Annotated in this window: 30 protein-coding genes and 2 tRNA genes; 29 read left to right on the top strand and 3 right to left on the bottom strand. The window is 62.1% G+C overall.

Annotated features, from left to right (window positions below):
* Window positions 1-93 precede the first annotated feature (93 nt).
* From pqqA to pqqE, 5 genes are read left to right on the top strand one after another with little or no spacing between them, the layout of a single operon-like run.
* Window positions 94-171 carry a pyrroloquinoline quinone precursor peptide PqqA gene (pqqA, locus tag U0C82_RS18905; protein ID WP_007067894.1) on the top strand — a complete coding sequence of 26 codons (78 nt, stop codon included), beginning with the start codon at window positions 94-96 and terminating at the stop codon, window positions 169-171.
* Window positions 172-216: 45 nt separating this feature from the next.
* Complete coding sequence (gene pqqB, locus U0C82_RS01105; RefSeq protein WP_322185953.1) at window positions 217-1,137, top strand: pyrroloquinoline quinone biosynthesis protein PqqB; 921 nt, start codon at window positions 217-219, stop codon at window positions 1,135-1,137.
* Window positions 1,134-1,901: a pyrroloquinoline-quinone synthase PqqC gene (pqqC, locus tag U0C82_RS01110; protein ID WP_322185033.1), complete on the top strand. Its 768-nt coding sequence runs from the start codon at window positions 1,134-1,136 to the stop codon at window positions 1,899-1,901. The genes pqqB and pqqC overlap by 4 nt, the downstream gene beginning before the upstream one ends.
* 1 nt (window position 1,902) lies before the next feature.
* Window positions 1,903-2,181 (top strand): pyrroloquinoline quinone biosynthesis peptide chaperone PqqD, encoded by a 279-nt coding sequence (gene pqqD, locus U0C82_RS01115; RefSeq protein WP_322185035.1) that lies wholly within the window; start codon window positions 1,903-1,905, stop codon window positions 2,179-2,181.
* Window positions 2,178-3,317 (top strand): pyrroloquinoline quinone biosynthesis protein PqqE, encoded by a 1,140-nt coding sequence (gene pqqE, locus U0C82_RS01120; protein ID WP_322185037.1) that lies wholly within the window; start codon window positions 2,178-2,180, stop codon window positions 3,315-3,317. The genes pqqD and pqqE overlap by 4 nt, the downstream gene beginning before the upstream one ends.
* A 336-nt stretch (window positions 3,318-3,653) precedes the next feature.
* On the opposite strand, the gene U0C82_RS01125 is transcribed toward pqqE, so the two are convergent.
* Window positions 3,654-4,499 carry a tetratricopeptide repeat protein gene (locus tag U0C82_RS01125; protein ID WP_416186597.1) on the bottom strand — a complete coding sequence of 282 codons (846 nt, stop codon included), beginning with the start codon at window positions 4,497-4,499 and terminating at the stop codon, window positions 3,654-3,656.
* 227 nt (window positions 4,500-4,726) lie between these two features.
* Entirely contained in the window at window positions 4,727-4,948 is a 222-nt protein-coding gene (gene rpsU / locus U0C82_RS01130) for a 30S ribosomal protein S21 (protein ID WP_322185039.1), read from the bottom strand.
* Window positions 4,949-5,390: 442 nt separating this feature from the next.
* On the opposite strand from rpsU, the gene U0C82_RS01135 reads away from it, so the two are divergent.
* A complete protein-coding gene (locus U0C82_RS01135) occupies window positions 5,391-6,320 on the top strand; it encodes a hypothetical protein (RefSeq protein ID WP_322185041.1) in 930 nt (309 codons plus the stop codon).
* A gap of 100 nt (window positions 6,321-6,420) precedes the next feature.
* Here the strand turns inward: U0C82_RS01135 and U0C82_RS01140 are convergent, their stop codons facing one another.
* On the bottom strand, window positions 6,421-7,194 hold the full coding sequence (locus U0C82_RS01140) for an NAD kinase (protein WP_322185043.1): 774 nt from the start codon (window positions 7,192-7,194) through the stop codon (window positions 6,421-6,423).
* A gap of 342 nt (window positions 7,195-7,536) precedes the next feature.
* On the opposite strand from U0C82_RS01140, the gene U0C82_RS01145 reads away from it, so the two are divergent.
* The 23 genes from U0C82_RS01145 (at window position 7,537) to U0C82_RS01255 (ending at window position 24,877) form a co-directional block, all read left to right on the top strand.
* Window positions 7,537-7,611, top strand: a tRNA-Thr gene (locus U0C82_RS01145).
* Window positions 7,612-7,873: 262 nt separating this feature from the next.
* Window positions 7,874-8,077 carry a hypothetical protein gene (locus tag U0C82_RS01150; protein WP_322185045.1) on the top strand — a complete coding sequence of 68 codons (204 nt, stop codon included), beginning with the start codon at window positions 7,874-7,876 and terminating at the stop codon, window positions 8,075-8,077.
* A 191-nt stretch (window positions 8,078-8,268) separates the two neighbouring features.
* A tRNA-Val gene (locus tag U0C82_RS01155) sits at window positions 8,269-8,344 on the top strand.
* Between the two features lie 92 nt (window positions 8,345-8,436).
* The gene (locus U0C82_RS01160) at window positions 8,437-9,996 is read left to right on the top strand and encodes a hypothetical protein (RefSeq protein WP_322185047.1); all 1,560 of its coding nucleotides are present in this window, start codon (window positions 8,437-8,439) and stop codon (window positions 9,994-9,996) included.
* 501 nt (window positions 9,997-10,497) lie between these two features.
* Window positions 10,498-11,583 (top strand): phage portal protein, encoded by a 1,086-nt coding sequence (locus U0C82_RS01165; RefSeq protein WP_322185049.1) that lies wholly within the window; start codon window positions 10,498-10,500, stop codon window positions 11,581-11,583.
* Complete coding sequence (locus U0C82_RS01170) at window positions 11,576-11,779, top strand: hypothetical protein (protein WP_322185051.1); 204 nt, start codon at window positions 11,576-11,578, stop codon at window positions 11,777-11,779. The genes U0C82_RS01165 and U0C82_RS01170 overlap by 8 nt, the downstream gene beginning before the upstream one ends.
* Complete coding sequence (locus U0C82_RS01175; protein ID WP_322185053.1) at window positions 11,776-12,096, top strand: gene transfer agent family protein; 321 nt, start codon at window positions 11,776-11,778, stop codon at window positions 12,094-12,096. Before U0C82_RS01170 ends, U0C82_RS01175 begins: the two co-directional genes overlap by 4 nt.
* Window positions 12,093-13,649, top strand: a complete 1,557-nt coding sequence (locus U0C82_RS01180; RefSeq protein WP_322185055.1) for a phage major capsid protein — start codon at window positions 12,093-12,095, stop codon at window positions 13,647-13,649. Before U0C82_RS01175 ends, U0C82_RS01180 begins: the two co-directional genes overlap by 4 nt.
* A gap of 10 nt (window positions 13,650-13,659) precedes the next feature.
* Window positions 13,660-14,118, top strand: coding sequence for a hypothetical protein (locus U0C82_RS01185; RefSeq protein WP_322185057.1), 459 nt, complete (start codon window positions 13,660-13,662; stop codon window positions 14,116-14,118).
* A gap of 72 nt (window positions 14,119-14,190) precedes the next feature.
* On the top strand, window positions 14,191-14,715 hold the full coding sequence (locus U0C82_RS01190; protein WP_322185059.1) for a hypothetical protein: 525 nt from the start codon (window positions 14,191-14,193) through the stop codon (window positions 14,713-14,715).
* Window positions 14,705-15,049, top strand: a complete 345-nt coding sequence (locus tag U0C82_RS01195) for an HNH endonuclease (RefSeq protein WP_322185061.1) — start codon at window positions 14,705-14,707, stop codon at window positions 15,047-15,049. Before U0C82_RS01190 ends, U0C82_RS01195 begins: the two co-directional genes overlap by 11 nt.
* The gene (locus U0C82_RS01200; protein WP_322185063.1) at window positions 15,049-15,405 is read left to right on the top strand and encodes a phage tail protein; all 357 of its coding nucleotides are present in this window, start codon (window positions 15,049-15,051) and stop codon (window positions 15,403-15,405) included. The genes U0C82_RS01195 and U0C82_RS01200 overlap by 1 nt, the downstream gene beginning before the upstream one ends.
* The gene (locus tag U0C82_RS01205; RefSeq protein ID WP_322185065.1) at window positions 15,402-16,289 is read left to right on the top strand and encodes a hypothetical protein; all 888 of its coding nucleotides are present in this window, start codon (window positions 15,402-15,404) and stop codon (window positions 16,287-16,289) included. The genes U0C82_RS01200 and U0C82_RS01205 overlap by 4 nt, the downstream gene beginning before the upstream one ends.
* On the top strand, window positions 16,286-16,558 hold the full coding sequence (locus U0C82_RS01210; RefSeq protein ID WP_322185067.1) for a head-tail connector protein: 273 nt from the start codon (window positions 16,286-16,288) through the stop codon (window positions 16,556-16,558). The genes U0C82_RS01205 and U0C82_RS01210 overlap by 4 nt, the downstream gene beginning before the upstream one ends.
* Window positions 16,559-16,933 carry an HK97-gp10 family putative phage morphogenesis protein gene (locus tag U0C82_RS01215; protein WP_322185069.1) on the top strand — a complete coding sequence of 125 codons (375 nt, stop codon included), beginning with the start codon at window positions 16,559-16,561 and terminating at the stop codon, window positions 16,931-16,933.
* The gene (locus U0C82_RS01220) at window positions 16,930-17,343 is read left to right on the top strand and encodes a DUF3168 domain-containing protein (protein ID WP_322185071.1); all 414 of its coding nucleotides are present in this window, start codon (window positions 16,930-16,932) and stop codon (window positions 17,341-17,343) included. Before U0C82_RS01215 ends, U0C82_RS01220 begins: the two co-directional genes overlap by 4 nt.
* Window positions 17,340-17,657, top strand: coding sequence for a phage head closure protein (locus U0C82_RS01225; protein ID WP_322185073.1), 318 nt, complete (start codon window positions 17,340-17,342; stop codon window positions 17,655-17,657). The genes U0C82_RS01220 and U0C82_RS01225 overlap by 4 nt, the downstream gene beginning before the upstream one ends.
* Entirely contained in the window at window positions 17,654-18,052 is a 399-nt protein-coding gene (locus tag U0C82_RS01230) for a phage terminase small subunit P27 family (RefSeq protein WP_322185075.1), read from the top strand. Before U0C82_RS01225 ends, U0C82_RS01230 begins: the two co-directional genes overlap by 4 nt.
* The gene (locus U0C82_RS01235; protein WP_322185077.1) at window positions 18,027-19,682 is read left to right on the top strand and encodes a terminase large subunit; all 1,656 of its coding nucleotides are present in this window, start codon (window positions 18,027-18,029) and stop codon (window positions 19,680-19,682) included. The genes U0C82_RS01230 and U0C82_RS01235 overlap by 26 nt, the downstream gene beginning before the upstream one ends.
* A gap of 9 nt (window positions 19,683-19,691) precedes the next feature.
* Entirely contained in the window at window positions 19,692-22,322 is a 2,631-nt protein-coding gene (locus tag U0C82_RS01240; protein WP_322185079.1) for a TIGR02594 family protein, read from the top strand.
* Window positions 22,323-22,439: 117 nt separating this feature from the next.
* Window positions 22,440-22,919, top strand: coding sequence for a hypothetical protein (locus U0C82_RS01245; RefSeq protein WP_322185081.1), 480 nt, complete (start codon window positions 22,440-22,442; stop codon window positions 22,917-22,919).
* 87 nt (window positions 22,920-23,006) lie between these two features.
* The gene (locus U0C82_RS01250; RefSeq protein ID WP_322185083.1) at window positions 23,007-24,389 is read left to right on the top strand and encodes a hypothetical protein; all 1,383 of its coding nucleotides are present in this window, start codon (window positions 23,007-23,009) and stop codon (window positions 24,387-24,389) included.
* A gap of 155 nt (window positions 24,390-24,544) precedes the next feature.
* Window positions 24,545-24,877 (top strand): hypothetical protein, encoded by a 333-nt coding sequence (locus tag U0C82_RS01255; RefSeq protein WP_322185085.1) that lies wholly within the window; start codon window positions 24,545-24,547, stop codon window positions 24,875-24,877.
* The last annotated feature ends 388 nt before the right edge of the window (window positions 24,878-25,265 follow it).

Raw genomic sequence — 25,265 nt, forward strand, 5'->3', positions numbered from 1 at the left:
ACAATCCCGTTCCGGTTTGTTATCTAGGTCATGGTGGGCACCGATATAAAACGTATCGGCATAGCCCGAACGAACCATGTTGGGAGACATAAAATGGCTTGGAACAAACCCGTCATCACCGAAGTTTGCGTCGCAATGGAAATCAACGGCTACATGCCGATCGAATTCTAAGAATTGCAGACCGATCATGACAGCCGTGGGCGAGGGAAACCTCGCCTGCGGCTTTTGGTTTTAGGGGCAGCCGCGGGCGGCGGATACCCGCAATGGAACTGCCTGTGCGAAACCTGTCGCCTCTTCTGGGAGGGAGACGAGAGAGTTCGCCCCAGTTCGCAATCGTCGATCGCCGTGACGGCGGACGGCGAACATTGGCTCCTGCTCAACGCTTCGCCGGACCTGCGCCAGCAGATCATGCATCTTCGGCCCATGCGTCCGAGCGAGACGGGCGCGGCATCGCGCGGCGCACGGCGCGCCTCGCCGATCGCCTCAGTGTTGATCACCAATGGCGATGTCGACCATACGGCCGGCCTTCTGACCTTGCGCGAGAAGCAGGACTTCACGCTCTACGCGACGGGAGGCGTCCACGATATCATCGCGGCCAACCCGGTGTTTCAGGTTCTCGACCCGAACCATGTGCCGAAAGAGAAGGTCGCCGTCGGCGAACCGTTCGAAGCCGCGCCCGGTCTCGTCGCCGAACTGTTCTCCGTACCGGGCAAGGTGCCGCTCTATCTCGAGACCGAAACGGTCGATGTCGGCGAGGAAAGCGAGATGACCGTCGGCGTGAAGCTGACCGCCCACGGCAGGACGATCTACTACATACCCGGCTGCGCCCATGTGCCCGATCGTCTGAGGGCGCGCGTCGCCGGCGCCGACGCGCTCCTCTTCGACGGGACCGTGTTCGTCGACGAGGAAATGAAGAATGCCGGCGTCGGCGTGAAGACCGGCCGGCGCATGGGGCACATGCCGATTTCGGACGAAGGCGGCAGTTTGCACGCCTTCGATGACGCAAACATCGCACGCCGTATCTATATCCATATCAACAACACCAATCCGATCCTCGTCGACGGATCGGACGAGAAGAGAATCGTCGAGGCGGCCGGGTGGCAGGTCGCTTATGACGGAATGGATCTGAGCCTATGACCGAGATGATGTCGAAAACGGACCTCGAGGCTGCCCTGCGCCAGATCGGCGAAGAGCGCTACCACTCGAACCATCCGTTCCAGATCATGCTTCAGGAAGGCCGGCTGTCCAAACAGCAGGTTCAGGCCTGGGCGCTCAACCGCTATTACTACCAGTCGATGATCCCGGTGAAGGATGCGCATATCCTCGCCCGCCTCGACACGGTGGAGCTGCGCCGGGAATGGCGCGAGCGGATCATCGACCATGACGGCACGGAGACCGAGCGCGGCGGCATCGTCAAGTGGATCGCGCTGGCCGACGGCGTGGGCCTCGATCGAGAATATGTGATGTCCGGCAAGGGCATTCTGCCCGGCACGCGCTTCGCCGTCGACGCCTACGTGCATTTCGTGCGCGATCGTACCTTGCTCGAGGCCATCGCCTCGTCCTTGACGGAACTGTTCTCGCCGAACGTCATCGGTGTTCGCACCCGAGGCATGCTCGAACATTATGATTTCATCACGAGAGAGACGCTCGCCTATTTCGACAAGCGTCCGGTGCAGGCCAAGCGCGATTCCGATTTCGCGCTGAGCTACTGCCTCGAACAGGCGACCCGACCAGAGCTTCAGGAGGCGGTGATGAACGCCCTGAAATTCAAATGTCAGGTGTTGTGGGCACAGCTCGACGCGCTCATGCATGCCTATGTCGAGCCCGGCCACCTGCCGTTCGATGCATGGCAGCCGGGCACCCATGCCCGGAACGGCGATGCGACGGATAGGGCGGCCTGAGATGAGCGAGATTGCCGACGCGACCGTTCCGAAACTGCCCCACGGCGTTCGCTTCCGCGAAGACAGGGCGCGTGGCGGCTACATTCTGGTCGGTCCGGAGCGGATCTACAATATCGACGGCGTTTCGGTCGAAATCCTGAAGCGCGTCGACGGCACGACCAGCCTTTCGGGCATCGTCGCCGATCTCGCCAGGGTCTTCACGGCCGAGGAGGCGGTGATCCGCCCGGACGTCGAGGCCTTTCTGACCGATCTTCGCGACAAACAGATGGTGACGCTATGAGCGAAACGCTGATCGACGATCGCCCGAAGGTGGGCGCGAAGCCGAAACCCCAGCCGCCGATCGGGCTGCTGGCCGAACTCACCCATCGCTGCCCCTTGCGCTGCACCTATTGTTCGAACCCGGTCGAACTCGAAGGGCGCTCGGCCGAGCTCGACACCGAAACCTGGAAACGTGCGTTCAGCCAGGCGGCCGATCTCGGCGTCATCCATCTGCACCTGTCCGGCGGCGAGCCGACGGCCCGCAAGGACATTGTCGAGCTGACCCGGCACGCGGCCGAAGTCGGCCTCTACACCAATCTCATCACGTCCGGGGTGGGCGTCAAGGAAAGCCAGCTGGACGCCCTCTTCGACGCCGGCTGCGACCATATCCAGCTCTCCATGCAGGGCGCCGACGAGGCGATCACCGTGGCGGTCGCCGGCATGAAGGGCGCATTCGAGCGCAAGGAAGCGTTTGCGCGGCAGGTCGTCGCGCGCGGCTTCCCTTTGACGCTCAACTCGGTCATCCACCGCCAGAACATCGACCAGGTCCCCTTGATGATCGAGAAGGCCGTGGAGTTCGGCGCCAAGCGCATCGAGATCGCCCATACGCAATATTATGGCTGGGCGTTGAAGAACCGCGCGCACCTGATGCCCACGAAGGCGGCCGTCGACAGGACGATCGAACAGGTGGAGGAAGCGCGCGAGAGGCTGAAGGGCATTCTCGTCATCGACGCGGTCTTCCCCGATTACTACGCAAAATATCCCAAGCTGTGCAATGGCGGCTGGGGCACGCGCACCCTGAGCATCACGCCGTCCGGCAAGGTGCTGCCCTGCCATGCGGCGGAGACGCTGGACCATCTGGATTTCTGGTCGATCCGCGACCACGACCTGTCCGACATCTGGTATGACGGACCGGCCTTCCAGGCCTATCGCGGCACGGATTGGATGCAGGAGCCTTGCCGCTCGTGCGAACGCAAGCATATCGATTTCGGCGGCTGCCGCTGTCAGGCGCTGGCGCTGACGGGCGACCCGAACGCGACCGATCCGGCCTGCATCAAATCGCCGGACCATCAGATGATCGGCGACCTTGCCCGCTCGGAATCAGCCTATACCCCCGATCCGACCAAGGTCAGCTACCGGCTCATCGGCGCGGCCTGAGGCAGGCCAGGACCGTGCGCGTGCGGGGCTTGCGGATGGCTCTCGGTGCGCGCCGCCGGGAGAACGCCGCTCGCGGCCTTTGCGCCCATGGCTGCAAGCCTTGGTCGTTGCCCCTCGCCCGTGACGGCGGCGCCGTGCAAGGCACGTCTCTCCGATTTTCGCTCAGCGGATGCTTTTGGAGACCTGTCGAGCAACGGGCGCGCCGGCATGAAGATCGGAACCGATGTTCGGACAGCCTGATGCATGGAACCGGATCAAGTGCGAAAGCATCGTGCGTCTCAATGGACGCACGATGTAAGGCGACGCGATGCGCGAGCACCGGCGCCAAGTGAATTCTCAGGCCCGCGTCCGGCTCATGCCTTCCTTGGCGGGGGCGTAGTTCGGATCGAGCTGCGCCGCCTTGGCATAGGAACGATAGGCCTTCTGCCGGTCGCCCTGGCGTTCCAGGAGGACCGCCTGATTGACCCAGTATTCCGCCTTGTTGTTGTCGAGCTTCAGGGCGACCTGAAAGTCCGTGGCGGCGTTTTCGGTGTCGCCCAGCGCCAGATAGGAGACGCCGCGCCCCGAATAGGGTTCGGCGGCCGTGGCTTGCAACGAGATCGCCTTCGAGAAATCCTCGATCGCCTGCTTGTGCTGGCCGTCGATCTGATAGAGCAGGCCGCGATTGTGGTAGGCGCGCGGGTCGGTCGTGTTGAGATCGATCGCGCGCTGGAAATCGGCGAGCGCCTCGCGGTTCCGGCCCGCAAGACGGTAGATGTTGCCGCGTCCGATATAGGCCGACGTGTAGTTCGGATCGATCTGGAGCGCCCGATTGTAGTCCTCGACGGCCTTCAGCCGCTCGCCGGTCTGGCGATAGATCAGGGCGCGGTTGGCGTAGGCCTGATGAAAGTTGGGGTCGAGCGAGATCGCGGTCGTGAAATCCTGGATCGCCGCCTCGTTCTGGCCCGATCGGCCATAGGCGGTTCCACGCACATTGTAGGCTTCGGGATCGCGCGGATTGGCGTTCACCGCCTGGCTCAGCGATGCGATGTTCTGGTCGAGGCCCTGGCTGGCATCCAGCGCGATCGCATTGACCATGGGTTCGCCGGCCGTCTGGCAGCCGGCCAGAGCCAGCGTCGCGGCGCACAGCGCCAGGACCGGCTTTGAAAGTTTCGGGCGAGCGTCTGGATTGTGCACCGTCACGGGTCGAACAGGCTCCGTTGGATCAAGCGGTTTCGAAATGTTGACTGCCCGCAGGACTAAACGGCGAAAGGGCCCAATTGGAGACGGGGAGCGCGGACGATGCGATCGGGCCACGCACTGTGGCCGATTGAACACTCCGCAAAACGCGACAGCCGACCCCCAGGGATCGGCTGAACGGTCGGTCACGGACAGCCGTCCGGACAGAAAAGGCCGGCGGGACGGTCGGCCTAGTGGCCGCGGCCCGGCACCACGCCTTCGCGCTGGGCCTGCTTGCGGGCGAGCTTGCGAGCGCGGCGCACGCCCTCGGCCTTCTCGCGGACCCGCTTTTCCGACGGCTTTTCGTAGAAACTGCGCTGTTTCATTTCACGGAAGACGCCTTCGCGCTGAAGCTTCTTCTTGAGCGCACGGAGGGCTTGATCGACATTGTTGTCTCGGACGATGATCTGCAAGGACGGTTCCGCCAGTCTACTGGGTTTGAACGAACGAGGCTCCTGGAATCGATTGCTCCAGCAAAAGCCGATTGAATTTCGGTCGCGCCATTAGCAGAGCGGGAAGCGTTTGTCGAGACGGAACCTGTCTTCGGCTCCCCTTTCCTGCCCGCTCCGAGGCGCGAAAACACGGTTGCGGGCGGCGCTCTGTCCTTGCGAACCACCGCTGGCGCGGGCGTCTTGGCAGGATCGACCGAAGCCTGGGGGCGATTCCAAGGCCTCGCCTTGCGGTGCAATATCCGGCACGCTAGAAAATGACCCATCGTCACCCGACCGAGCGGCCGTTGGATTGAACGGATCGGTGCCTCAGACGTTCTGCGCGTGTAACATCGGACGTCCGCCAGCCTTTACTCGGTTCGGCTGCCGTCTTTCGTCAAGCTTCTAGACATCGGATGCAGACAGTATGGCCATCGGCGAATATCGGAGAGAGCGCTACACGGGCAGCGCGAGCGCAGGCACCAAGGCACGGACCATCGTCTGGGGTGCGGTGATTGCCGGCGTCATCCTCGCCATCGCCGTCCAGCTGATGCTCGGTCTTCTCGGCCTCGGCGTCGGGCTGGGCGCGCTTCCCGGCTCCGATCGCTCGATCGCCGCCCTTGCGTCGACCGCCGGCATCTATTCGCTGATCGCAGCCTTGATCGGCCTGTTCGTCGGCGCCTTCGCGACCGTCCGGTTCGCGGGCCTCGCCGAGAAGATGGACGCGATCCTGCACGGTCTGGTGACCTGGGCGGTCGCGACGCTGCTCGTCGTGCTGGTTCTCGGCGGAACGGCGTCCTCGGTGCTCGGCGGTGCGTTCGGCGCCGTCGGATCGGCGGTCGGCGGGCTGGCAAGCGCCGCCGGTGCACTCGACCAGCCCGGCGCGGGAAGCGACGGCCTTTTGCCGGACAGCATCCGATCGGACCTTGCCGCGCTCACCGCCGGCGCGCCGGATGCGGGCGATGCGCCGGCAGCGGAGGCAAACGGCGAAACCGGCGCGGCGCAGGCCGAAGCGGGCGAGACGGCCCCCGCCCCCGTGCAAGGGGGTGCCAGCTCCGGCGAAACCCTCGCCGCGATCGCCGCCGGATTGTCGGAAACCGCGAGCGACGCCGAGCGCCAGGCAGCGGTCGCCGCCATCCAGCAGGCCGGCGGGCTTTCGCGAACCGCCGCCGAACAGCGTCTGGCAAGCTACCAGCAGTCCTTCGACGACATGGTCCGGACGGTTCGCCAGAGTGCCGACGACGCGGCCCGCGCCGTCGCCTCCGCTTCCTTTTCCGCCTTCGTCGCCCTGCTTCTGGGTGCCCTCGTCAGCGTTTTGGGCGGTTTTCTCGCCCGGTCACGTTACGAAAAGGCGTAAGGCCGTCTGCCCGCAATCGCGCGGGCGATCGTCGGGCGAGACCGGGGTGCCGCCGCACTGATGAAGGTCGGCCCGGCTGGATCCTGCGCCGGAACCGGCCTCAGTAACGGAACTGCTCCGCCAGGATCCGCTCGTCCCACGAATGGGTTTCGTCGAACAGGATCAGGCATCGGTCGGTTCCGCTTTCGCGGATCGTGACCTTGCGCACGGATTTGACCTCTTGGTGATCGGCGACCGCGTTGACCGGGCGCTTGCCCGATTCCAGCACCGTGATCTCGACGCTCTGATGGTTGGCCAGAAGCGCTCCACGCCAGCGTCTCGGCCGGAACGGGCTGACGGGCGTGAGGGCGAGCAGCGGCGCCTCGATCGGGATGATCGGCCCCTGGGCGGACAGATTGTATGCGGTCGATCCGGTCGGGGTCGCCACCATCACCCCGTCGCAGACGAGTTCTTCCAGTCGCACCGTTCCGCCGACCGCGATTCGCAGGCGGGCCGCCTGGTAGGACTGGCGGAAAAGCGACACCTCGTTGATCGCGAGTTCTTCGCGCACTTCCCCGTTTTCGTCCTCCGCGGTCATCGCCAGGGGATGGATCCAGTTCTCCACCGCCGCCTCGAGCCGCTCGTGCAGGTCGGTCTCGCGATATTCGTTCATCAGGAAGCCGACCGTGCCCCGGTTCATGCCGTAGATCGGACATCCGGTGTTCATGAAGCGGTGGAGCGTCTGGAGCATGAACCCGTCGCCGCCCAGCGCCACGATGATGTCGGCCTGGTTGGGATCGTCCTGACCGTAGATCGCCTTCAGGCGGTGCGCCGCCTCGAGCGCCCCCGGGGCGTTGCTCGCCATGAAACTGATCGACATGCTTTTGGTGGACATCAAGAGCGGCTCGTTGCGTTGGCTTCGGTCTCATCCTCGTTCGCAGCCAGCCTTCGCCGGAAATGCGAGCCCGCACAAGGCCATTCTGGCGCATCCACCCGCCTCGCGCGAGCGGAACATCCGTGACATATGCGCCGCGCGCGCCGGATCGCCCGGCACGTCGCCCCTTGCGAAGGCGCCGTACGACGGCGAGGCGACCGCCGCTCTCCTTAATTCCAGCAAGAAGCCTTTGGGCCGATCGGGAAGACGGAACGGTTCCGGAAAAAACCGGCCATTCGCGTGCGAACTCCCATCAGGGGCGTTGCGAGCCTTCGCACCCTGTTGTATGGACAGCGCCCAGGGGCCGGCGTAGCACAGCGGTAGTGCAGCGGTTTTGTAAACCGAAGGTCGGGAGTTCAATCCTCTCCGCCGGCACCAATATCCGACATATCGGCGACAACGACGGCCGCCCGCTTTGCGTCAGCACGGGTTCCGCGCATGCGTCCCGATCCCTGCCGGACAGGCGATGTTTCCAGCGTCCGCATGGCTCTTGCGGGGCGGCTGGGTGGACGCCGCGAGCCGCACGGCGCGCGTCGCCGACGCGGTCAACGCTACTCTTGACTTAGAATCAGGCTATCTCCCCTCTTGACCGCGTCCTTTCGGGGAGGACGGGCGGTCTTGTGAAGCAAGGGACGGACCGATGCGACCGGAAGAGCGATATCCGAACGGCGGCGAGAAATCGTCGGGGAAAATCTATGTCGTTCTCGCGATCCTGGCCATCGTCGGATTTCTCGCGGTGGTCCTGATGGATTACCGATCGGGCATGAGCCCTGCGACACCGCCGGCAGCGGCCAGTCCCGATCTCGGCATTCCCGTCCCGCCCACGCAGTCCCCGCCGCAATAGGCGTTTTGGCAGGGTTCGACGACACCGCCGAAGGCCGTGACGCTCCCCTGCCGACTTGACGGGGGACCTCGAAACGACCTAGAGGATCGCCTGCCGGGGCAAGAAACCCCAAGCGGCCGGAACCGCTTCGCGTCGAACCGGCTTCGACAGGCGATCCCGATCGCATGAGGTCCGCGAGGCCTTCTCGCTCCGGGCGGTTAGCTCAGTTGGTAGAGCGCCTCGTTTACACCGAGGATGTCGGGAGTTCGAGTCTCTCACCGCCCACCATTCCCCTGCCCTGCATAGCCTGAAGCCCTTGCCACACAGGCTTTTGCGTCCCAAATTGGTTCCCAATCGAGTTCCCAATTTCGGACGCGCTCATGGCAACGCCCTACCCCCCATACGTTCAAGAGAAAAAGGGCCGCTTCTATGTTCGGCTCGTCGTGCCGATCGAGCTTCGTCCGTTCGCTGAAAACAGCAAGTCAGAGATACGATTCTCGCTAGGTCACAGCCTCCGCGAAGTGAAGGCGAACTACGCTCGCGCTCTTGCCACCGCACAAGACGAACTGGACTCGATCAAGCGCGCGAAGGCCGATGCCGAGAACCGGGAACACGTCGCCACAGCAAGACGCTACACCGCGCGTTCCCATGACGAGATCGCGCGCATCCACTACGCCGATGAACTTGCGGAAGACAACGCCGCACGCCTGTATCCCGATCGCTCGATCATGATGGATATGAGTTGGTCGAGGCCCGCCCGGCTCGACGCGCTTCGACGGGTAAGTTCTGGCAACGCCGCCAACGACGAAATGGCAGCACTCGTCGGATGGGCCATTGACGAATACCAACGGCGAGGAAATCACGCCCTACCCTTCGGATCGGCAGAATGGCGCGCGCTAGCCATGCAAATCGCTCGCGCCGACATTGAAGTTCTTGCTCGCCAGGAAGAGCGAGATCGTGGCGACTTCCTTGGTCAGCCGCTTCTGCCGGCATTGACCGTCGAGGACGTGGAAGAGACACCGCCGGGCCGGCTGACGTTCGAAGAGATCATCGATGCCGAAATGAAGCGCCGCACGGCGGGAAAGAACGCGAAGGGTGTCGTCCCTAGGACGATCGAGAAGTTCCGGCGCGAGTGCCGCTTGTTTGCCGAGCATCGCAAAAGCGACAACGCCGTGACGGTCACGAAGGCCGAAGCAGTCGCTTGGATCGAGCATGTTCAGACGAACGGGACGTGGAGCAATTCAACGCTCGCGAAGGCCCTCATGAACATTAAGACGGTTCTCGGATGGGGCAGGAAGCATCACTCCGACGTTATGCCTGAGATCGATCCCCTCGCCCGCGTCGAGCCGCCACAATGGGAGGAAGTGCCTTCCTATATGCGAACCTATACGGTCGAAGAGGCGCGAACGATCCTTCGCGCCTCGCTCACCGAAAGCCGTTCCTATCGTCGTTGGGTGCCATGGCTATGCGCCTACTCTGGCGCACGCATTTCGGAGATTGCGAGCCTTCGTCCCGAGGACTTTTTCGAGGTCGACGGGAACTGGTTCTACGTCCTGACGACAACCGGGGGCCGGCGCAAGAAAACCGTTTCGAGCATTCGCCGAGTTCCTTTGCATCCGACGATCGTCGAACAAGGCTTTGTGGACTTCGTGACAGGGAGCCAGGCGGGAAAGCCGATCTTCCCGAATGGCGTTCAGCAACGCATGGGCGAATGGATACGCGACGACGTTGGCATTCGCCGCGAACATCTCGCCCCGTCGCACGGCTGGCGTCACCTCTTCGAAGACCTTTGCACGGTCGCGGGCGTCTCGGATGACGCCCGGGCCTACATCACAGGTCGTGCGACCGGCACTTCACGCGATCGCTACGGGCGCAGCGATGCTGCCCTGCCCGGTCTCGCGCGCGAGATGGCGAAGATCGAGCCGCTTATCAAATCCTGAGGTCAGGCGGGTGCTTCGCAAGCACCCGCGCGCCATGGCATAAGATTAGCCGACTGTCGTGTTCGTGCCAGACGATCGCAGCCCAAAATCTCCGCGCCCATCGCAAGTCGGTGAACTCGGCAATCACTACGTCCCGAAGATCGCCCGGCTCTAGCAGCCGCTCGATAACGAACCTTTGTTCCGTGCGGCGCGCCATCTCTATAGCCTATTATCGATCACAAGATTGCGGCGAATGATAGGAACAACGAAGCGAACGTAAAGAAATAAATCCTAGTTTATTAGGAAAATTAGCTTGCCGGCCGATTCGCGGCGTGAGACAATAGTGTCAAGTTAAAAAACTTGGTTAGTCTCATGCGCCTTTCGGCGATCACAGAAAAGATCGGAAGTCTTCTCACACCCGTCGAGACAAAGAGCGCTCTTGCGCCGATCGACCTCTGGGGTATCGAAGGTTTCTTCGCGTCGAATACCATCGCTGGGCCTTCCATCAATTCCCGAACGGCAATGAGCGTTCCTGCAGTCTCGGCTGCCGTCTCGCTTATCTCTTCGTCACTCGGCACCCTCCCCGCGAAAGTCTATGAGCGCGGTGGCGATGCCAAGACGATCGCAACCGATCATCCCGGCCATCGCCTTGTTCACCGCAAGGCGAACGAATGGAGCGCAGCCGGTGCGCTTCGCAGTCAGATGACGCAGGACGCGCTTCTAACCGGCAATGCCTACGCGATCGTTTCGCGTATGGACGACGGACGCCCCTCTGAACTCTTCCGCGTCGATCCGTCTGCGATGGCCGTCGAGGCCGACGCCTTCGGCGCACCCGCATACAAGCTCACCACAACCGGCGGCGTTCGGCGCTACGGCTTCCGCGACGTTCTTCACCTTCGCGCGCTGACGAGCTTCGACGGCCTGAAGGGTGAAGCACCGATCTCACTCGCGAGGGAAGCCATCGCGACCCTTGCTGTCATGGAGCAACACGGATCGCAGCTTTTCCGCGACGGCGCACGCCCATCCGCTGCCGTGACCTATCCGACAGAAGCCGCCCGCCCGATGCCGGGGCAGGACAATTCGACCGCGCGAACGAACCTCGTCAAAGCCGCCCGCGCTGGCATTCAAGGCGTCGACAATTCGGGCAAGTTGGCCGTCTTCTTCGATGGTGCGACTTTCACCCCGTTCGCCTTCTCGTCGACCGATGCGCAGTTCGCCGAACTTCGCCGGTTCGCGATCGAGGAAGTCGCCCGCGTCTTCCGTGTCCCGCCGCACATGCTCTTCGAAATGGGCCGTGCGACCTGGGGGAACGCCGAAGAGATGGGCGCAACCTTCGTCCGCTACACCCTTCTTCCATGGATCGAGGCTTGGCAGGACGCCTATTCCCGCGCACTTCTCGATCCTGACACCGACGACGCCTTCTCGATCGAGTTCCTCGTCGACGACCTTCTCCGGGCAGATACCGCGACCCGCTTCTCCGCATATTCGCAGGCCATTGCCGCTCGCATCCTGAACCCGAACGAAGTCCGGGCGATGGAGAACCGCGCGCCATACGAAGGCGGCGACGAATTCCTCAACCCGAACACGACGAGCAACGCCAATGGCTGACGCGCCTACACCGAAGGCGCCGGCCTTTGCACTCACGTCTCTTCTTACCGATCCGATCACGAAGGCGGTTCACGCCCGGTTCCTCGTCGAGGGCCGCGACGGCATGTCCGTCATTGTCGAGGCTGATGGCAGCGATGATCCACGCGGCGCGATCCGTTCGGCGCTTCAGTCCGCGCTGAAGGCGATGCCGGCATGAAGCCCGTTCGCCAGTTCTTCGGCGATGCCGAACGCGACTTCGTTCTGACGCAACCCCTCGTCGAAGAGATCGAGCGCAAGGCCGGCGTCGGCATCTGGGCTTTCTGGAACCGCCTTCAGGCGCGCGAAGCCTTCCTCGCCGATCCGTTCGAAGTCGTTCGTCTCGCCATGATTGGCGGCGGCATCGATCCGCAGGAAGCGAAGGCGCTTCTCGACACCTACGCCCGCCCGCGGCCGGTCCTCGAAACGCTTCTTCTCGCACTCGACATTCTCGGCACCTTCCTCGTCGGCACCGACAACGAAGAGGCCGCGGCATGATCGAGCATATCGAATGCAAAGCCGCGATCTCGATCACCGACGAAGGCGCGATCGAAGTTCTCGCATGGCCGTTCGGTTCGGCTGACTCTGTTGGCGACATGATCGAGCCGACTGCCGAGATCAAAGTCGCTTCGCCCCTTCCGGCGCTTTGGCACCACGACCCCGCAACGCCGATCGGCGAATGGGAAAGCGTCGAGATCACCGCCCGCGGCATCGAAGCGAAGGGCCGTCTTCACCTCGACGGCGAACGCGCCCGCGCGGTTCGAACCCTCATCCTCGACAAGGGCGCTTCCGGCGTCTCGATTGGTTTCAACGAAACCAAAGCCACGCGGCGCAACCCGCGCGGCCGAACCATCACCGGCCTCACTCTTCGCGAGATCAGCGTGACCCCGACGCCGTGCCATCCCGGCGCGATCGTCCTGACTGCAAAGACCCTCCCCACGTCTTCCGAAAAAGGAACCCCATTGGAAAACGAAACGACCGAAGCCGCGCCGGATAGCGCGGCGATCACCGCGCTCGAAAGCCGCCTTGCGGCCGTCGAGAAGAAGGCGCTCTCGATCGACAAGATCGAGGCTCGCATTGCCCGCCCGGCAATCGTCACCGAAACCAAGGAAGAGCCGATCGAGCGGAAGGCGTTCGAAACGATGATCCGTTACGGTGATGGCCGTATGGACGCCGAAGAGCGCAAGGCGCTCGTCGTCGCGAACGATGCGCAAGGCGGCTATCTCGCACCGGAAGCGATCGGCAGCGAACTGCTGAAGAAGCTCGTCGAGTATTCGCCGATCCGCGCCTATGCCCGCGTCATCACGATTGGTGCCGAGTCGATCAAGTATCCTCGCAAGACGTCCTCGACGGCGGCTTACTGGGTCGACGAGACGGAAGACCGCACGGCATCACAGCCGGCGTTCGAACAGATCAACATCAAGCCGCACGAACTGGCGACGTTCACCGACGTTTCCAACCAGCTTCTCGAGGACAACGCCTATAACCTCGAGAACGAGCTTCTGACGGACTTCGCCGAAAACTTCGGCAAGACCGAAGGCCTCGCTTTCGTCAACGGAACCGGCGTCGGTCAGCCGAGGGGCCTTCTTAAGGCCGCGGGCATTGCCGAGATCAAGACCGGCGTTGCCGCGGCGTTCCCGGCTGCGAACCCTGCCGACGTGCTTATCGGCATGTATCACACCCTGCCGACCGTTCATGCGCAGCGCGCCGCGTGGCTCATGAACCGCAAGACGCTCGGTGAAGTCCGCAAGTGGAAGGACGGAAACGGGCGCTATCTCGTCATCGATCCGATCTCCGAAGGCGCTCCGATGACCCTTCTCGGTCGTCCGATCGTCGAGGCCGTCGACATGGACGACATCGTTGCGAACGGCTTCCCGGTCATGTTCGGCGACCTTCAGGGTTATCGCATCGTCGATCGCGTCGGCTTCGCCACGCTCCGCGACCCCTACAGCCTCGCCACCAAGGGCCAGACCCGGTTCATCGCTCGCAAGCGCGTCGGTGCGGATGTCACGCATCCCGATCGCTTCGTGAAGCTGAAGATTGCGGCATAAGGGGCGGACAATGGCAAAGGTAGGTAAGAACACCAAGCTTTTCGTTGGTCCCGTCTCGACGGTCGATAACCCGGACCTCGCGACCTATACGGCGGTCACGGCAGGCGATTGGAAACAGGTTTCCAAGCTGAAGGAATTTCCGGAGATCGGCGGCGGAAAGCGGGAAGTCGTCCGCGACGAACTGCTCGACGAAGACAACGTCTCGAAATTCCTTGGCGTGAACGACTTCGGTTCCGGAACGATCACCGTTCAGCGTGAACCGGCCGATGCAGGCCAGCTTGCCATGAAGGCTGCACAGGCCACGGGCGACCGTATTCTCGGCAAGCTCATCTATTCGGATGGCGCGATCCAGTTCTTCACGATGCTCGTCGCATCGGCGCAGAACGACACGGCCGGTCCGAACAGCGTCATGGTGACGAGCTTCGAAACCGAGTTCACCGGCGTCGTTCCCGAACAGGCGGCGGTTTAACCCATGTCGCGGCTCGCAAACGAAACCCTGAAGATCACAGTCGGTTCTTCCTTCACCGACTGCCGTCCGACCTTGCGGGCCGCGATCCGCTTGGGGCGTCGTCATGGCGCCCTAAGCACCATCATGAAAGGCATCGCCGAAGGATCGATGACGATCATTTCGGATGTCATTCGGGAATGCGCGCTCGATCCAAACGCGCTACCGGACCCGCTCTTCGAAAGCGGCGAACATGCAGTTTATCGCAACATCGCGGCGCTTCAGGCACCGGCAGTCGAACTCGTCTACGGTCTAGCCGGCTTCAATCCTCTCGACGATCACGAACAGGACGAAGACGAGGAAGGTGAAGAGGCGAACGACGATACGCCCTCGACGACTTTTGTCGCTCGCATGGAGAATCTCTTCGGCTTCGCAACTGGAATGCTCCGGTGGACGCCCGAAGAAGCCTTGAACGCAACGCCCTCGGAAATCATCGCAGCCTATCGCTTCCGCGAACGCGCGTATGCGCCGAAAGAAGCGAAGCCTGAAGACGCGATCCGCGCCGGCTTCGCGAACCTCTCCGATCATCTTTATGCGCAGGGGAAGACCGATGCCGTCTAAGCCCGGCCGCATCTGCCCTTGTGGCTTCAAGGTTCCCGGTGGCGAGCGCTGCAGTTGCCAGCTTCGCCGCGACCGCGAGCGCAAGGCACGCCACGACCTGAAGCGCCCCTCGTCGAGCGCGCGCGGCTACAACCCGGCTTGGCAGAAAGAGTCTGCCGAGTTCCGGCGCGCAAACCCGTCCTGTCGACGTTGCGGCGCACCTGCGACCCTCGTCGATCATATCGAGCCGCACCGCGGGAACATGAAGCTCTTCTGGAACCGGGCGAACTGGCAGCCCCTCTGCACACCTTGCCACAGCCGGGCGAAGCAGGCCGAAGAAAAGGCACCTCGATAATGGTGCTCGAAACCCTCACCCCGCCGGTCTCTCCGTCGATCGGCATGACGGACAAGCCTGAAATCAAGATCGCGCGAACCGACTTCGGCGACGGCTACACGCAGACAACTCCGCTCGGCATCAATCATATTCGCCGCGTCGTCACGCTCCGTTGGAACGTCCTCGCGCTCGACGATAAGGAAGCGATCGAAGGCTTCCTCGTCAGGCATGGCGGTTACAAGCCGTTCTTCTACCGCATCCCGCGTGAGCCGGCAGTGCTGAAGTGGACGTGCGACGACTGGAACACCTCGCGCAACACCGGCGGCTTCGCCTCGATCGAGGCGACCTTCCGTCAAAGCTTCGATCTCCGCACATGACGATCGCCCGAACCTACACCCATGACGGCAAGACGATGACGCTAACAGAATGGGGCGATCACCTTTGCATGTCACCTCGCACTCTGGCCGGGCGGCTCAAGCGCGGCTTCGATTATAAAGACGTGTTCACCGCGCGCTCGCTTGCCGCAACGCATCTCGTCAAAGCCTTCGGCGAATGTCTTTCGATCGCGGAATGGAGCCGGCGCTACGGCACCAATCAGCGAACCATCCTCGGACGCCTGGAGAAAGGCGAAGCGGCCGAAAGTGCCATCACCCGCAAGAACCAAATGGGCGAAGTCATTCGTGCAACCGACAAGCGTCTCGACAGTGAACACGTCAAGGCAGCCCGCGCTCGGAACAAGGCCGAACGTGAAGCACGACGAGCCGAACGTCTTGAAGCAGAGCGCAGCGCAAAAAAGGCGGAAGTTCGCGACCGGATCGAGCGAGAGAAGAAAGAGGCTCTCCGCTTCGAAGCGCTGAACAACCGGCGCGAACGCGAAGAGGCCGAGCGCGCCAAGGTCGTTGCGAAGGCGAACGGCGAGCGTGTGAAAGCCCATGCCAGTCGCGGCACAATCAGCGCCGAGTCCATGGCTTTGATCGAGAAGGCAAAGGTCAACGCGAAGACGAAAGCCGAAGTCGAGTTCGCCCGCGCCATGGCCGTGAAGCTGGAAGAGCCGGATACACGACCAACGGTCTCGACGAAGCCCCACAAGATGAGCTCGTTCGATGGTCTAGCGGCCTACAAGCCGGCGTTCGATGGCGTTCGGGGCTTCGCCCTCGACGAGGACGAGACCGGGGGTGGGGTCGAGACTTCGGACGATGACGCCCTGACCGGCGGGTCTCCCTCCGCACAACATTCTTCGCAAATGAGATTTTTTTCATGACGATCGCACTCGACGACCTGAAGGCTCACCTGAACCTCGATCACGACGAAGACGACGCGCTTCTTTATCAGAAGATCGCGAGCGCGAAGGCGTGGATCGCGAGCTATACCGGCGCGACCTATCCCGACGAGAACACGCCGGCCGATCTAGTCGAGGCCGTCCTTCAACTCGTCACGCACTTATACGAACACCGCGGCGAAGAGGCTGAAGCCGACGTTCCGGCGTCCGTGCGCAGCCTCGTTGCGCCCTACTACGTGTGGGCCTTCTGAATGGCGCGCTCGTCGGATCAATTGAGAAGGCTTTCCCGGAGATTTGAAGCGGTGCCGAAGGCGGTCAAAGCAGCCGTCGACAAAGCCGTTCAACAGTGCGCCGAAGAACTCGTCGCGCTCGCCATCACGCTTGCGCCGGAAGATCGAGGCGACCTGAAGGCTTCGATCCGCGTCGCGGCCGGCGAACACGACCTTGCCCGCAAGATCGTCGCGGGCGATGCCGACGCCTTCTATGCGCGGTGGATCGAGTTCGGCACGGTCGACCAGCCGGCGCAAGCCTTCCTTTTCCCGGCCTATCGACTGCTTCGCGAGAAGTTCAAACGGCGCATCGATCGCGCCGCGCGTAAGGCCATCAAAGAGGGATGGGGCCTATGATCGTCGAACCGTGTTTCGCGCTTCAGAAGGCCATCCGCCGGGCGCTCGTCGCTTCCGAAGACGTGACGAGCCGCGTTCCAGCGCGCTCGATCATCGACGGCACGCGCCGGCCTGAAGACTTCCCATCAATCATCATCGGCGAAGGCCAGACGGTGAACGAAGGCTTGAACTATTCCCGGTCCCTCATCCGCGTCTTTCTCGATCTTCACGTGTGGACAAAGGGCGAAGCCCTTGCCGACACGAAGGAGACGGTCGCGGCCATCACCGCTGCGCTTGACGAGGAACCTATTGTCGAAGGCGTCGAGCTTGTCGATTTTCTGCTTTCTGGCACTCGGTTTCTTCGCGATCCTGTTGGCCTTTATGGACACGCCATCGTCAGCATCGAAGCCCTCGTCGAGGTGCTTCAATGATCCGCGCCGGCAAGCTCGATCGGCGCATTGTGATAGAACGGGAGACAGAGATGGTCGACGATGCCGGCCGTGTTGCCCGCGCATGGGCGCCGATCGCTACGGTTCGCGCCGAACTCGTCACCTTCACCGTCGAGGAAGAGGCACGCGCCTTCGGCGAAGCCTCGCCTGCCGATCTCGTCTTTAAGCTTCGCTACCTTCCCGGCATCAGGACGGCGGATCGCGTTTCTTATAACGGCAAGGCGTTCAACATCCGGCGCATCGTCGAAATTGGTCGTCGTCGCGGCATGGAGCTTCGCGTCGAGACGTCCGAATGAGGGGACGCAAACCGACTTCGATCGCGCCCGGAACCTCGACGGTTGTTGAACTGCCGAAGGCTCCGACGGTCCTTTCGCGTGAAGGGAAAGCCGAATGGAAGCGTGTGGCGGCGATCCTCGTCGGACGCCGCGTTCTTACGGATGCCGATCTCGGCATTCTCGAAGCCTATTGCATGGCGTTCAGCCGAATGCGGGAAGCCGAACGGATCATCGCGCGCGACGGATCGACCGTCGTCAACGCAAAGGGTGAGCATAAGCGCCATCCTGCTTCCTCTCTTCAGGACGCGGCAATCAAGACCTTCCGGCTATGCGCTGGCGAACTCGGCTTGACGCCCGATGCTCGATCCCGAACCCGTTTCAAGGTGGACGATGGCGACGACTCCGACTTGGATTAACGACGGCTCGGAGATCCCGGACCCCTTCGGCTTTGGCGAAGAGGCCGTTCAGTGGCTCCGAAAGCTGAAGCATCCGAAGAACCCCGCGCCCGGCCATCCGTTCGAACTGTCGGAATGGCAGGAGCGGATCATCCGTAAGATTTTCGGGCCGTGCTACACCGAAGACAACCCCGAACTCGGTCAGAAGAAGGGGCATCGGATCGCGCGGCGCGTTTGCCTGTTGCTACCGCGCGGCAATCGCAAAACGTCGCTTTGCGCTGCGATCTCGCTTCTTATGCTTCGCGGGCCTGCGCGCCTTCCCGGCACTCTTCTTCTTTCGGCAGCCTCGACGGCGGACCAGTCGCGCGAACTCTTCAGAGAAGCGGCGTTGATCGTTCAGCACGATAGCCGGCTCGACAAGCACATGCAGGTGAAGACCGGCGTCGGCTCGATCTCCTATCCGAAGTCCTCGACGCTCTACCGCGCCGTCTCGGCGAACGGTCCCGGCATGCACGGCAAGACGCCCTATCTCGTGATTTGCGACGAGCTTCACGCATGGGAGGGGAACGCCGGCCGCGAACTCTGGAAGTCTCTCGACTCGGCTCGCGTCAAAGTGCCGAACTCGCTCTTCATCGTCGCGACGACGGCGGGTCGCGGGCAAGAGAACCTTGCATGGGAGTTCGTCAGTCGCGCGATCAAGGTCCAGAATGGGGAGATCGACGATCCGGGCTTGTTGCCGATCGTCTTCGCTGCCGATAAGGACGATGACTGGAAAGACCCGGACCTATGGCGGCTCGTCAATCCCGGCTTGTCAGAAGGCATGGTCGATCTCGCGACATTCGTCGAGAAGGCGAAGCTGTCGGAAACGTCGCCCTTCGATCGCGCGAGTTTTCTTCAGTTCAATCTGAACGTCTGGCAGGATCGATCGACTTCGCCCTTTGTTGATATGTCCGTTTACGACGAGGGCCGCGAACCGATCGGCGACGAGCTTCTCGATCGCTTGAAGTCGCTTCCTTGCTTCGTTGGTGTTGACTTGTCCGTGTCGAACGATCTCACTGCGATCGTCGCGGCATGGCGCGACCCTGACGACGAGAAGGGCTTTATCGTCAAGCCGTGGTTCTTCTGTCCTGCCGACGAACTTGCCGGCCGTGCCGACCGCGATGGCGTTCCTTATCGACAATGGGCAAAGGATGGCTTGATCGAGCCGACGCCCGGTCCTGTCGTCGATCAAGATCGGATCGGTGGTTTCCTTCACGAGCTTTGCAGCGAGTTCGCGGTTGCCGAGATCGCTTATGATCCAGCACGCGCATCGCTCTTGATGACGAAGCTTGCCGGCGAGGGTTTGCCGGTTCTTCGGTTCGATCAAAGCTGGCGAATGATGGCACCGGCGGCCGATACACTTCAGCGCGCCATTATCGGCAGGAACTTCCGCCATGGCGGCAATCCGATCCTGCGATGGCACTTCGACAACATCGCCGTCGTTCGCGACCGAAACGATAACATCGCATTCCACAAGTCCAAGTCGACCGACCGCATTGACGGCGCGATTGCCGCCGCCATGGCCGTCGCGCGCGCCGCGGCGAACGACACCACACCTTCAATCTATTCCGATCCCGACTGCGACCCGGCGTCGTGGTTCGAAGCCGCCTAAAGGAACCCCATGCCACGCGCTGCCGAATACGACCTTTCCGTTCAGGTCGAAGCGAAGATCGACCGCCTCGAGAAGCAGATGAAGCGCGCCGACGCGCTCGTCGATCGTCAATTCCGTTCGATGGAACGCCGCGCAGAGACCGCAGCCGGCCGCTTCGAGCGTTCCATGGCGAAGGCAGCGTCGGGAATGCAGACGCGGCTGGCCGGGCTCGGCAAAGGCTTCCTGATTGGCACCGCTGGCGTTCTCGGTGTCCAGTCCGGCCGTGAGATCGCGCGCTACGCCGACGAATATCGCGGCCTTCAAAACTCGCTTCGTGACGCGGGCCGTGAAGGCAAAGACCTGACGAAGACTTTCGGCGATCTCTTCAGGATCGCGCAGGATCAAGGGGCCGCGCTTGGCTCGCTCGTCGGCCTGTATCGCGACGCTGCGGCGGCGGGCGATGTTCTGAACGCGACCGAAGCCGACCGGCTGAAGTTCGCGTCCGGTGTGGCAAACGCCCTTCGGATCGAGGGGAAGAGCGCGCAGGAAGCCGCCGGTCCGCTTCAACAGCTTGGGCAGCTTCTCGCTGCCGGCACGGTTCGGGCCGAAGAGTTCAACAGCGTGAACGAGGGAACGCGGCCAATCCTTCAGGCCGTCGCCGACGGGCTGGAAGAGGCCGGCGGGTCGATCGCGAAGCTTCGCAAGCTCGTTCTCGACGGGAAGCTCTCGTCGGAAGCCTTCTTTCGCGCCTTCCTCGCGGGCAGCGACAAGCTGGCCGAACGTGCTGATCGCGCCGAAGGCCGCATCGGGCAAAGCATGAACCGCATCGGCAATGCGATGGTCCTTCTCGCCGGTCATGTCGACGAGGTATCGGGCGCGTCCGACAACGCGGCGGCAGGCTTGAACCACGTTGCCAGCGCCATCGAAGCGTTGCCCGGCTACATCGATGCGGCTGTGTCGGGCATGGCGAGCCTTCGCAAGTATCTGAACGATCTCGGAAACGCGCCGATCTTCGGCAAGATCAACGAAATGCTCGGCATTGCCGAGATGACGCCCGACGAGATGCGGGCCTTGGGCATCAATCCCGTAGCGGGAACACCCTCGACGACGCCGGACGGGCGCATTGCGCAGGCATTCGACGCAACGAACGGGACCGGCATTCCCGAGGGCGTTGTTCAGGCCGGCAAGGCGGGCCGCGTCATCGGTGAAGGTGCACAGGAAGCCAAGGTCTCGTTGAAGGACTTCGCGACGAGCCTTGACGACGCATCCGACGCGACGAAGGCGAAGAAGTCGGCTCCGATCGAGACCGCGCGCGATTACATCGGGCTCGACGAGAACCGGGACCGCGACGTTCTGTCGAACCTCTTCAAGCAGGCCGGACATTCCATCGATCCGAAGATGACCGCGTGGTGCGCGGCCTTCGTCAATGCGGTCCTCGCGACGAACGGCTTGCCCGGAACCGGCAAGCTGAACGCTCAAAGCTTCCTCGACTACGGCGAGAAGACTTCGAAACCCGAGCAAGGCGACATCGTCGTCCTGAAGCGTGGAAAAGAGGCTTGGCAGGGGCATGTTGGCTTTTTCGAAGGATATGACGCCCGCGGCGGTGTTCGCGTTCTGGGAGGCAATCAACGCGATGGCGTGAACGTTCAGAGCTTCAGTGCAAACGACGTTCTCGGCTATCGGCGCATTCCCGGCGCTGAAACCGGCGGGGCTCCAGAATCCAACGCGGCTGATCTCATTACGCAACGGATCGAGGCTGAAGAAGCCGCTCGCGATGCCATTGCCAAGGCGCGCGAAGAAGCGGCAACGGAACGGCAGCGCGATGCCGAAGGCTACGCCGCAATTATCGCTGGGTCGAACGAATTCTCGGCAGCGCAGCAGCTTGAACAGCAGGCGCTCGGCATGTCGGCACAAGCCGCAGCGGCGGCTCGATACGAGGCTGCGATGCTCAATCAGGCCACGAGGGAAGGCATCGCTCTTTCGCCCGAACGGCGCGCAGAGATCAAACAGGCCGCGGCGGGCATGGCCGAACTCGAACAAGCCACCCAGAAAGCCGCGACCGCGCAGAGCGACATCAAAGCCGCGCAGGACTTCTTTGCCGGTGGTGCCAGCGACTTCTTCACGTCGATCATCACCGGCAGCGCTTCGGCCGAACAAGCCCTTCAGCAACTTCTCGCCAGTCTCGCGAAGGCGGCGCTTGAAGCGGCGTTTTTAGGCTCCGGGCCTCTTGGCGGACTCTTCGGTGGCGGTGGCGGCATCTTCAGCGCGCTCTTCGGCTCGATCTTCCCGTTCGCCGAAGGTGGCATTGCTGCGAACGGACGGCCGGTCTCGTTGCCGAGGTTCGCGAAGGGCGGCGTTTCGCGCTCGGCCGCGATTTTCGGTGAAGCCGGACCCGAAGCGGCAGTGCCGCTTCCCGATGGTCGCTCGATCCCGGTGGATCTCCGCACGCCCGACGTAGGCCGATCGCCCGGAGCCACGAACAACGTCCAGAACGTCACGATCGCGCCGACGATCTCGGTGAAGGTCGACGGTCGCGGCAACGACGAGAAGACGAACGGTGACATGGCGCGGCAGACCGCAAAAGCTGTCGAAGGGCAGCTGCGGGCAATCGTCCATCAAGAGCTTCGACACGTCCAAAGGTCGAACTTAGGCAGGCGGTAAGAACGCTGACAGAAGAATGACGAATCCCTTGTTTTTCAGGGGCTTCAGCCAAATTTCTAGTGCATTCAGGTTGGTTAATAGTTATACTAATAGGGACATCAATCATGGAGTTCCCACGTGTCTACTACTACCACCCTGTTTCGCCTGCCGATTGAGTTCGCCGATCAACTGAAGGCCGTTGCCGGCGCGCTCGATAAAACCGTTGTCGAAGTGGTCCGCGACTACCTCGAAGATCACAAGAACGCGGGCACGATCACCCGAGACCTTCGCGGCGTTGGATCGACGGTCATTCGCGGCTTTCTCCTGTTTCAGATCGACGCCGATGACGGCTCGCCGATCGGTTTCCAGCGGATGACGGCGAAGAACGCCCGTGATCTCGCCAAAGCAATCGATGACGTGATCACGACCGGCAAGGCACAGAAGGCGACGATCGGCGGCGAGACCCTTGGTTTGGTAAAAGTCGGCATGGGCTTCGCCTTTATTCAGGGCGACAAGCGCCGCACCATGGCTGCGACCGTAGCGCCCGAAGTTGCACGGCACTTGATGGATGCGGCGGCAGAAGTCGAGCGCGTCCGGCCTAACATCATCGCAGCATAGACTAGCACAAAAAAAGACGCCCGGCACAAGACCGGGCGCTAAGAACAAGAAGTTGAACCCTGAATTGCTCAACAGCTACATGATAGCATGATCAAAGACTCGACGCTACTAGAAAAACAGGTCGACCGCGTTGTTTTGCGCCATCTGTCGGCGCTCGATGACTTGCATGATGATGTCGTCACCGAGGCCGCACCGCTTTCGTTCAACGACTGGCACGAAGCCTTTCAGGGAGAGCAGGCGCGCAAGCATATCACCGGCTTCAAGAGCCCGATCTTGCGCGACCTAGCCGCGTTCGCCTTCGCCCGTAAGCAGGCCGACGCCGACAATTTTGTAAATTCCCCGGCCCCGAATACAGCATCGGTGCGTAAGGCTCAAAGCCCTGCCGCACATGGCGTTGCGACCCCTTCGAAGGCCTTGATTCAAGCGCCCCGTTCCCGCACCCCTTTAGATAAGGGCCCCAACACCTCGGATAAGAGCCCCAACACCTCACTTCCCACCCCCCAGACCACACCGTCACAAGCCCCTTCTACGACAACGCCCATGACGCCGAACGCGACCGCAGGGCGCGTTCGAAGGGGTAGCAAGCACTACGCCGACGAATACAAGATAAGCGAGTGGCGCGAGGCTATGTCAGGGCACGTCTACCGCGTCGATCTTCGCCTGAGCACCGAAACGCTTGCTAAGATCGACGCCTTGATCGCCAGGGACGGCGACAAGGCCGAACCCCTTCAGTGGTTGCAACGTCGGTTCGCTCGCTGGATCAAGCCCGCCCTGGGCTACACCCCGGCCTCGATCTGGGCCGGCGGCATCAAAAGCAAGAGCGGCGATGCCTTTCATGCTCACGTCTGGATATCGATCGAGGACACTGAGCATCTACGAACCGTTCGGCACGCCATGCACAACGCCGCCGGACGCTCCAAGGACAAGGCCTTCGCTAGACGCCAAGTCGATATCGAGCCGATCGTTGAAGCCAAGGCCAGGGGCCGCGACTGGTATCTCGCCAAGAACGCCGCCGAGGCTCGCGCCGCCGGCGTCCCTGGCAAGCTTATCGTAACGTCAGGAGCAATCAAAAGCGCCGCAACAACCACAAAGAAAGCGAAAATCCAATCCATTCGTAATAACCACGAAAGCACACGGTTAGTCAAAAATGACAAACCCACAAAAAATACTTCTGATACTGAAACAAACCCTCTTGTCACCGACTCCGGTCTGACTCATAGAAGCCGCGCGGGCACTTCCGACCCGAGGGGAAAGACCAATGAAACACCTGAACACAGCCGACATGAAGGCCCTGGTCGACGCGCTTGTCGAGGCGGCATTCACGAACGCGCCCGACATCGCAGTCGTCGCGGATCGGAACGCCATGCTCATCGCCCTGGGCGAGATCGCCGACGTTTGGACAGGCCCGGCAGAAGCGCCCGAGGCCGTAGCAGGCTGACGACGATGACGAGCGCGACCGGACCGCCCTAGGTCGTTAGCCACCTAACTCACTGCCTACAATCGCCACGAGAAAACCTACACGAATCATGGTTGAGAATGTCGGCTAGGTCGACTTACCGGCCTAGCGTCACTCTCACGTCAAAGGACGCACCATGTATCACTACCTTCCGAACGTCGATTACGGCGTGTTGATCGAACGCTTGTGCGAGTTCAGCAACCTCGCCGAAGCCACAGCGGCGGAATGCCTGGGCGAGCAGGGCATTCTCCCTGCTCTGGCAGAACCGTTCGTCGACGGCTCCTTCCGCGACCTTTCAGGCGTGAACTTCATCGGCGAGGGAACACGCGGCGAAATCCGCTTCCTTGAACCGTTCGAGGAGATCCTTCCGGCGATCGCGGACGTTCTGGCCGATCGGGTTGAAAACCTCTGTCGTGTCGACGGTCGCCATGAGGCGGCGAGACGGGCCTTCATGGTCGAGGTCGACAAGATCAACCGGCATGGCTTGTCAAAAGATGCTTGACGCCTGACTTTCTGTATGTCGTTGGTAGGGCGCGGAATTGCTGCCGCGCCCTACCGACTTGCGTTCACTACGGTCTGTGGCGGACTGTGAACGCGATCGCGAGAACTACTGCAAGAAAGCAGACTGCCATAAGGGCAGTCTGCCCTTGCGCCGCTACTTCCCACTTGTCCAATTTCAATACAAGCTTCTCTATTGAAGTGCTCCTGATCGTGCTTCTGCCGAATGCGGCATCAACAGCGTTACAGCAAACAATAAAGGTGTAGAAGCCTTTCGCCTTTTCCATCCACACAGACCCACGGGTAATGGTCGGTCTCGAGCAGGAAAAGTGTCGTCATCGAGCGCGATTTGGTCGTCTATTCGCGTCTATTCTCGATCGTTTCAAGCAAGT

The organism is Fulvimarina uroteuthidis, assembly GCF_034321785.1.
In the GTDB taxonomy this organism is placed as follows: Bacteria; Pseudomonadota; Alphaproteobacteria; order Rhizobiales; family Rhizobiaceae; genus Fulvimarina; species Fulvimarina uroteuthidis.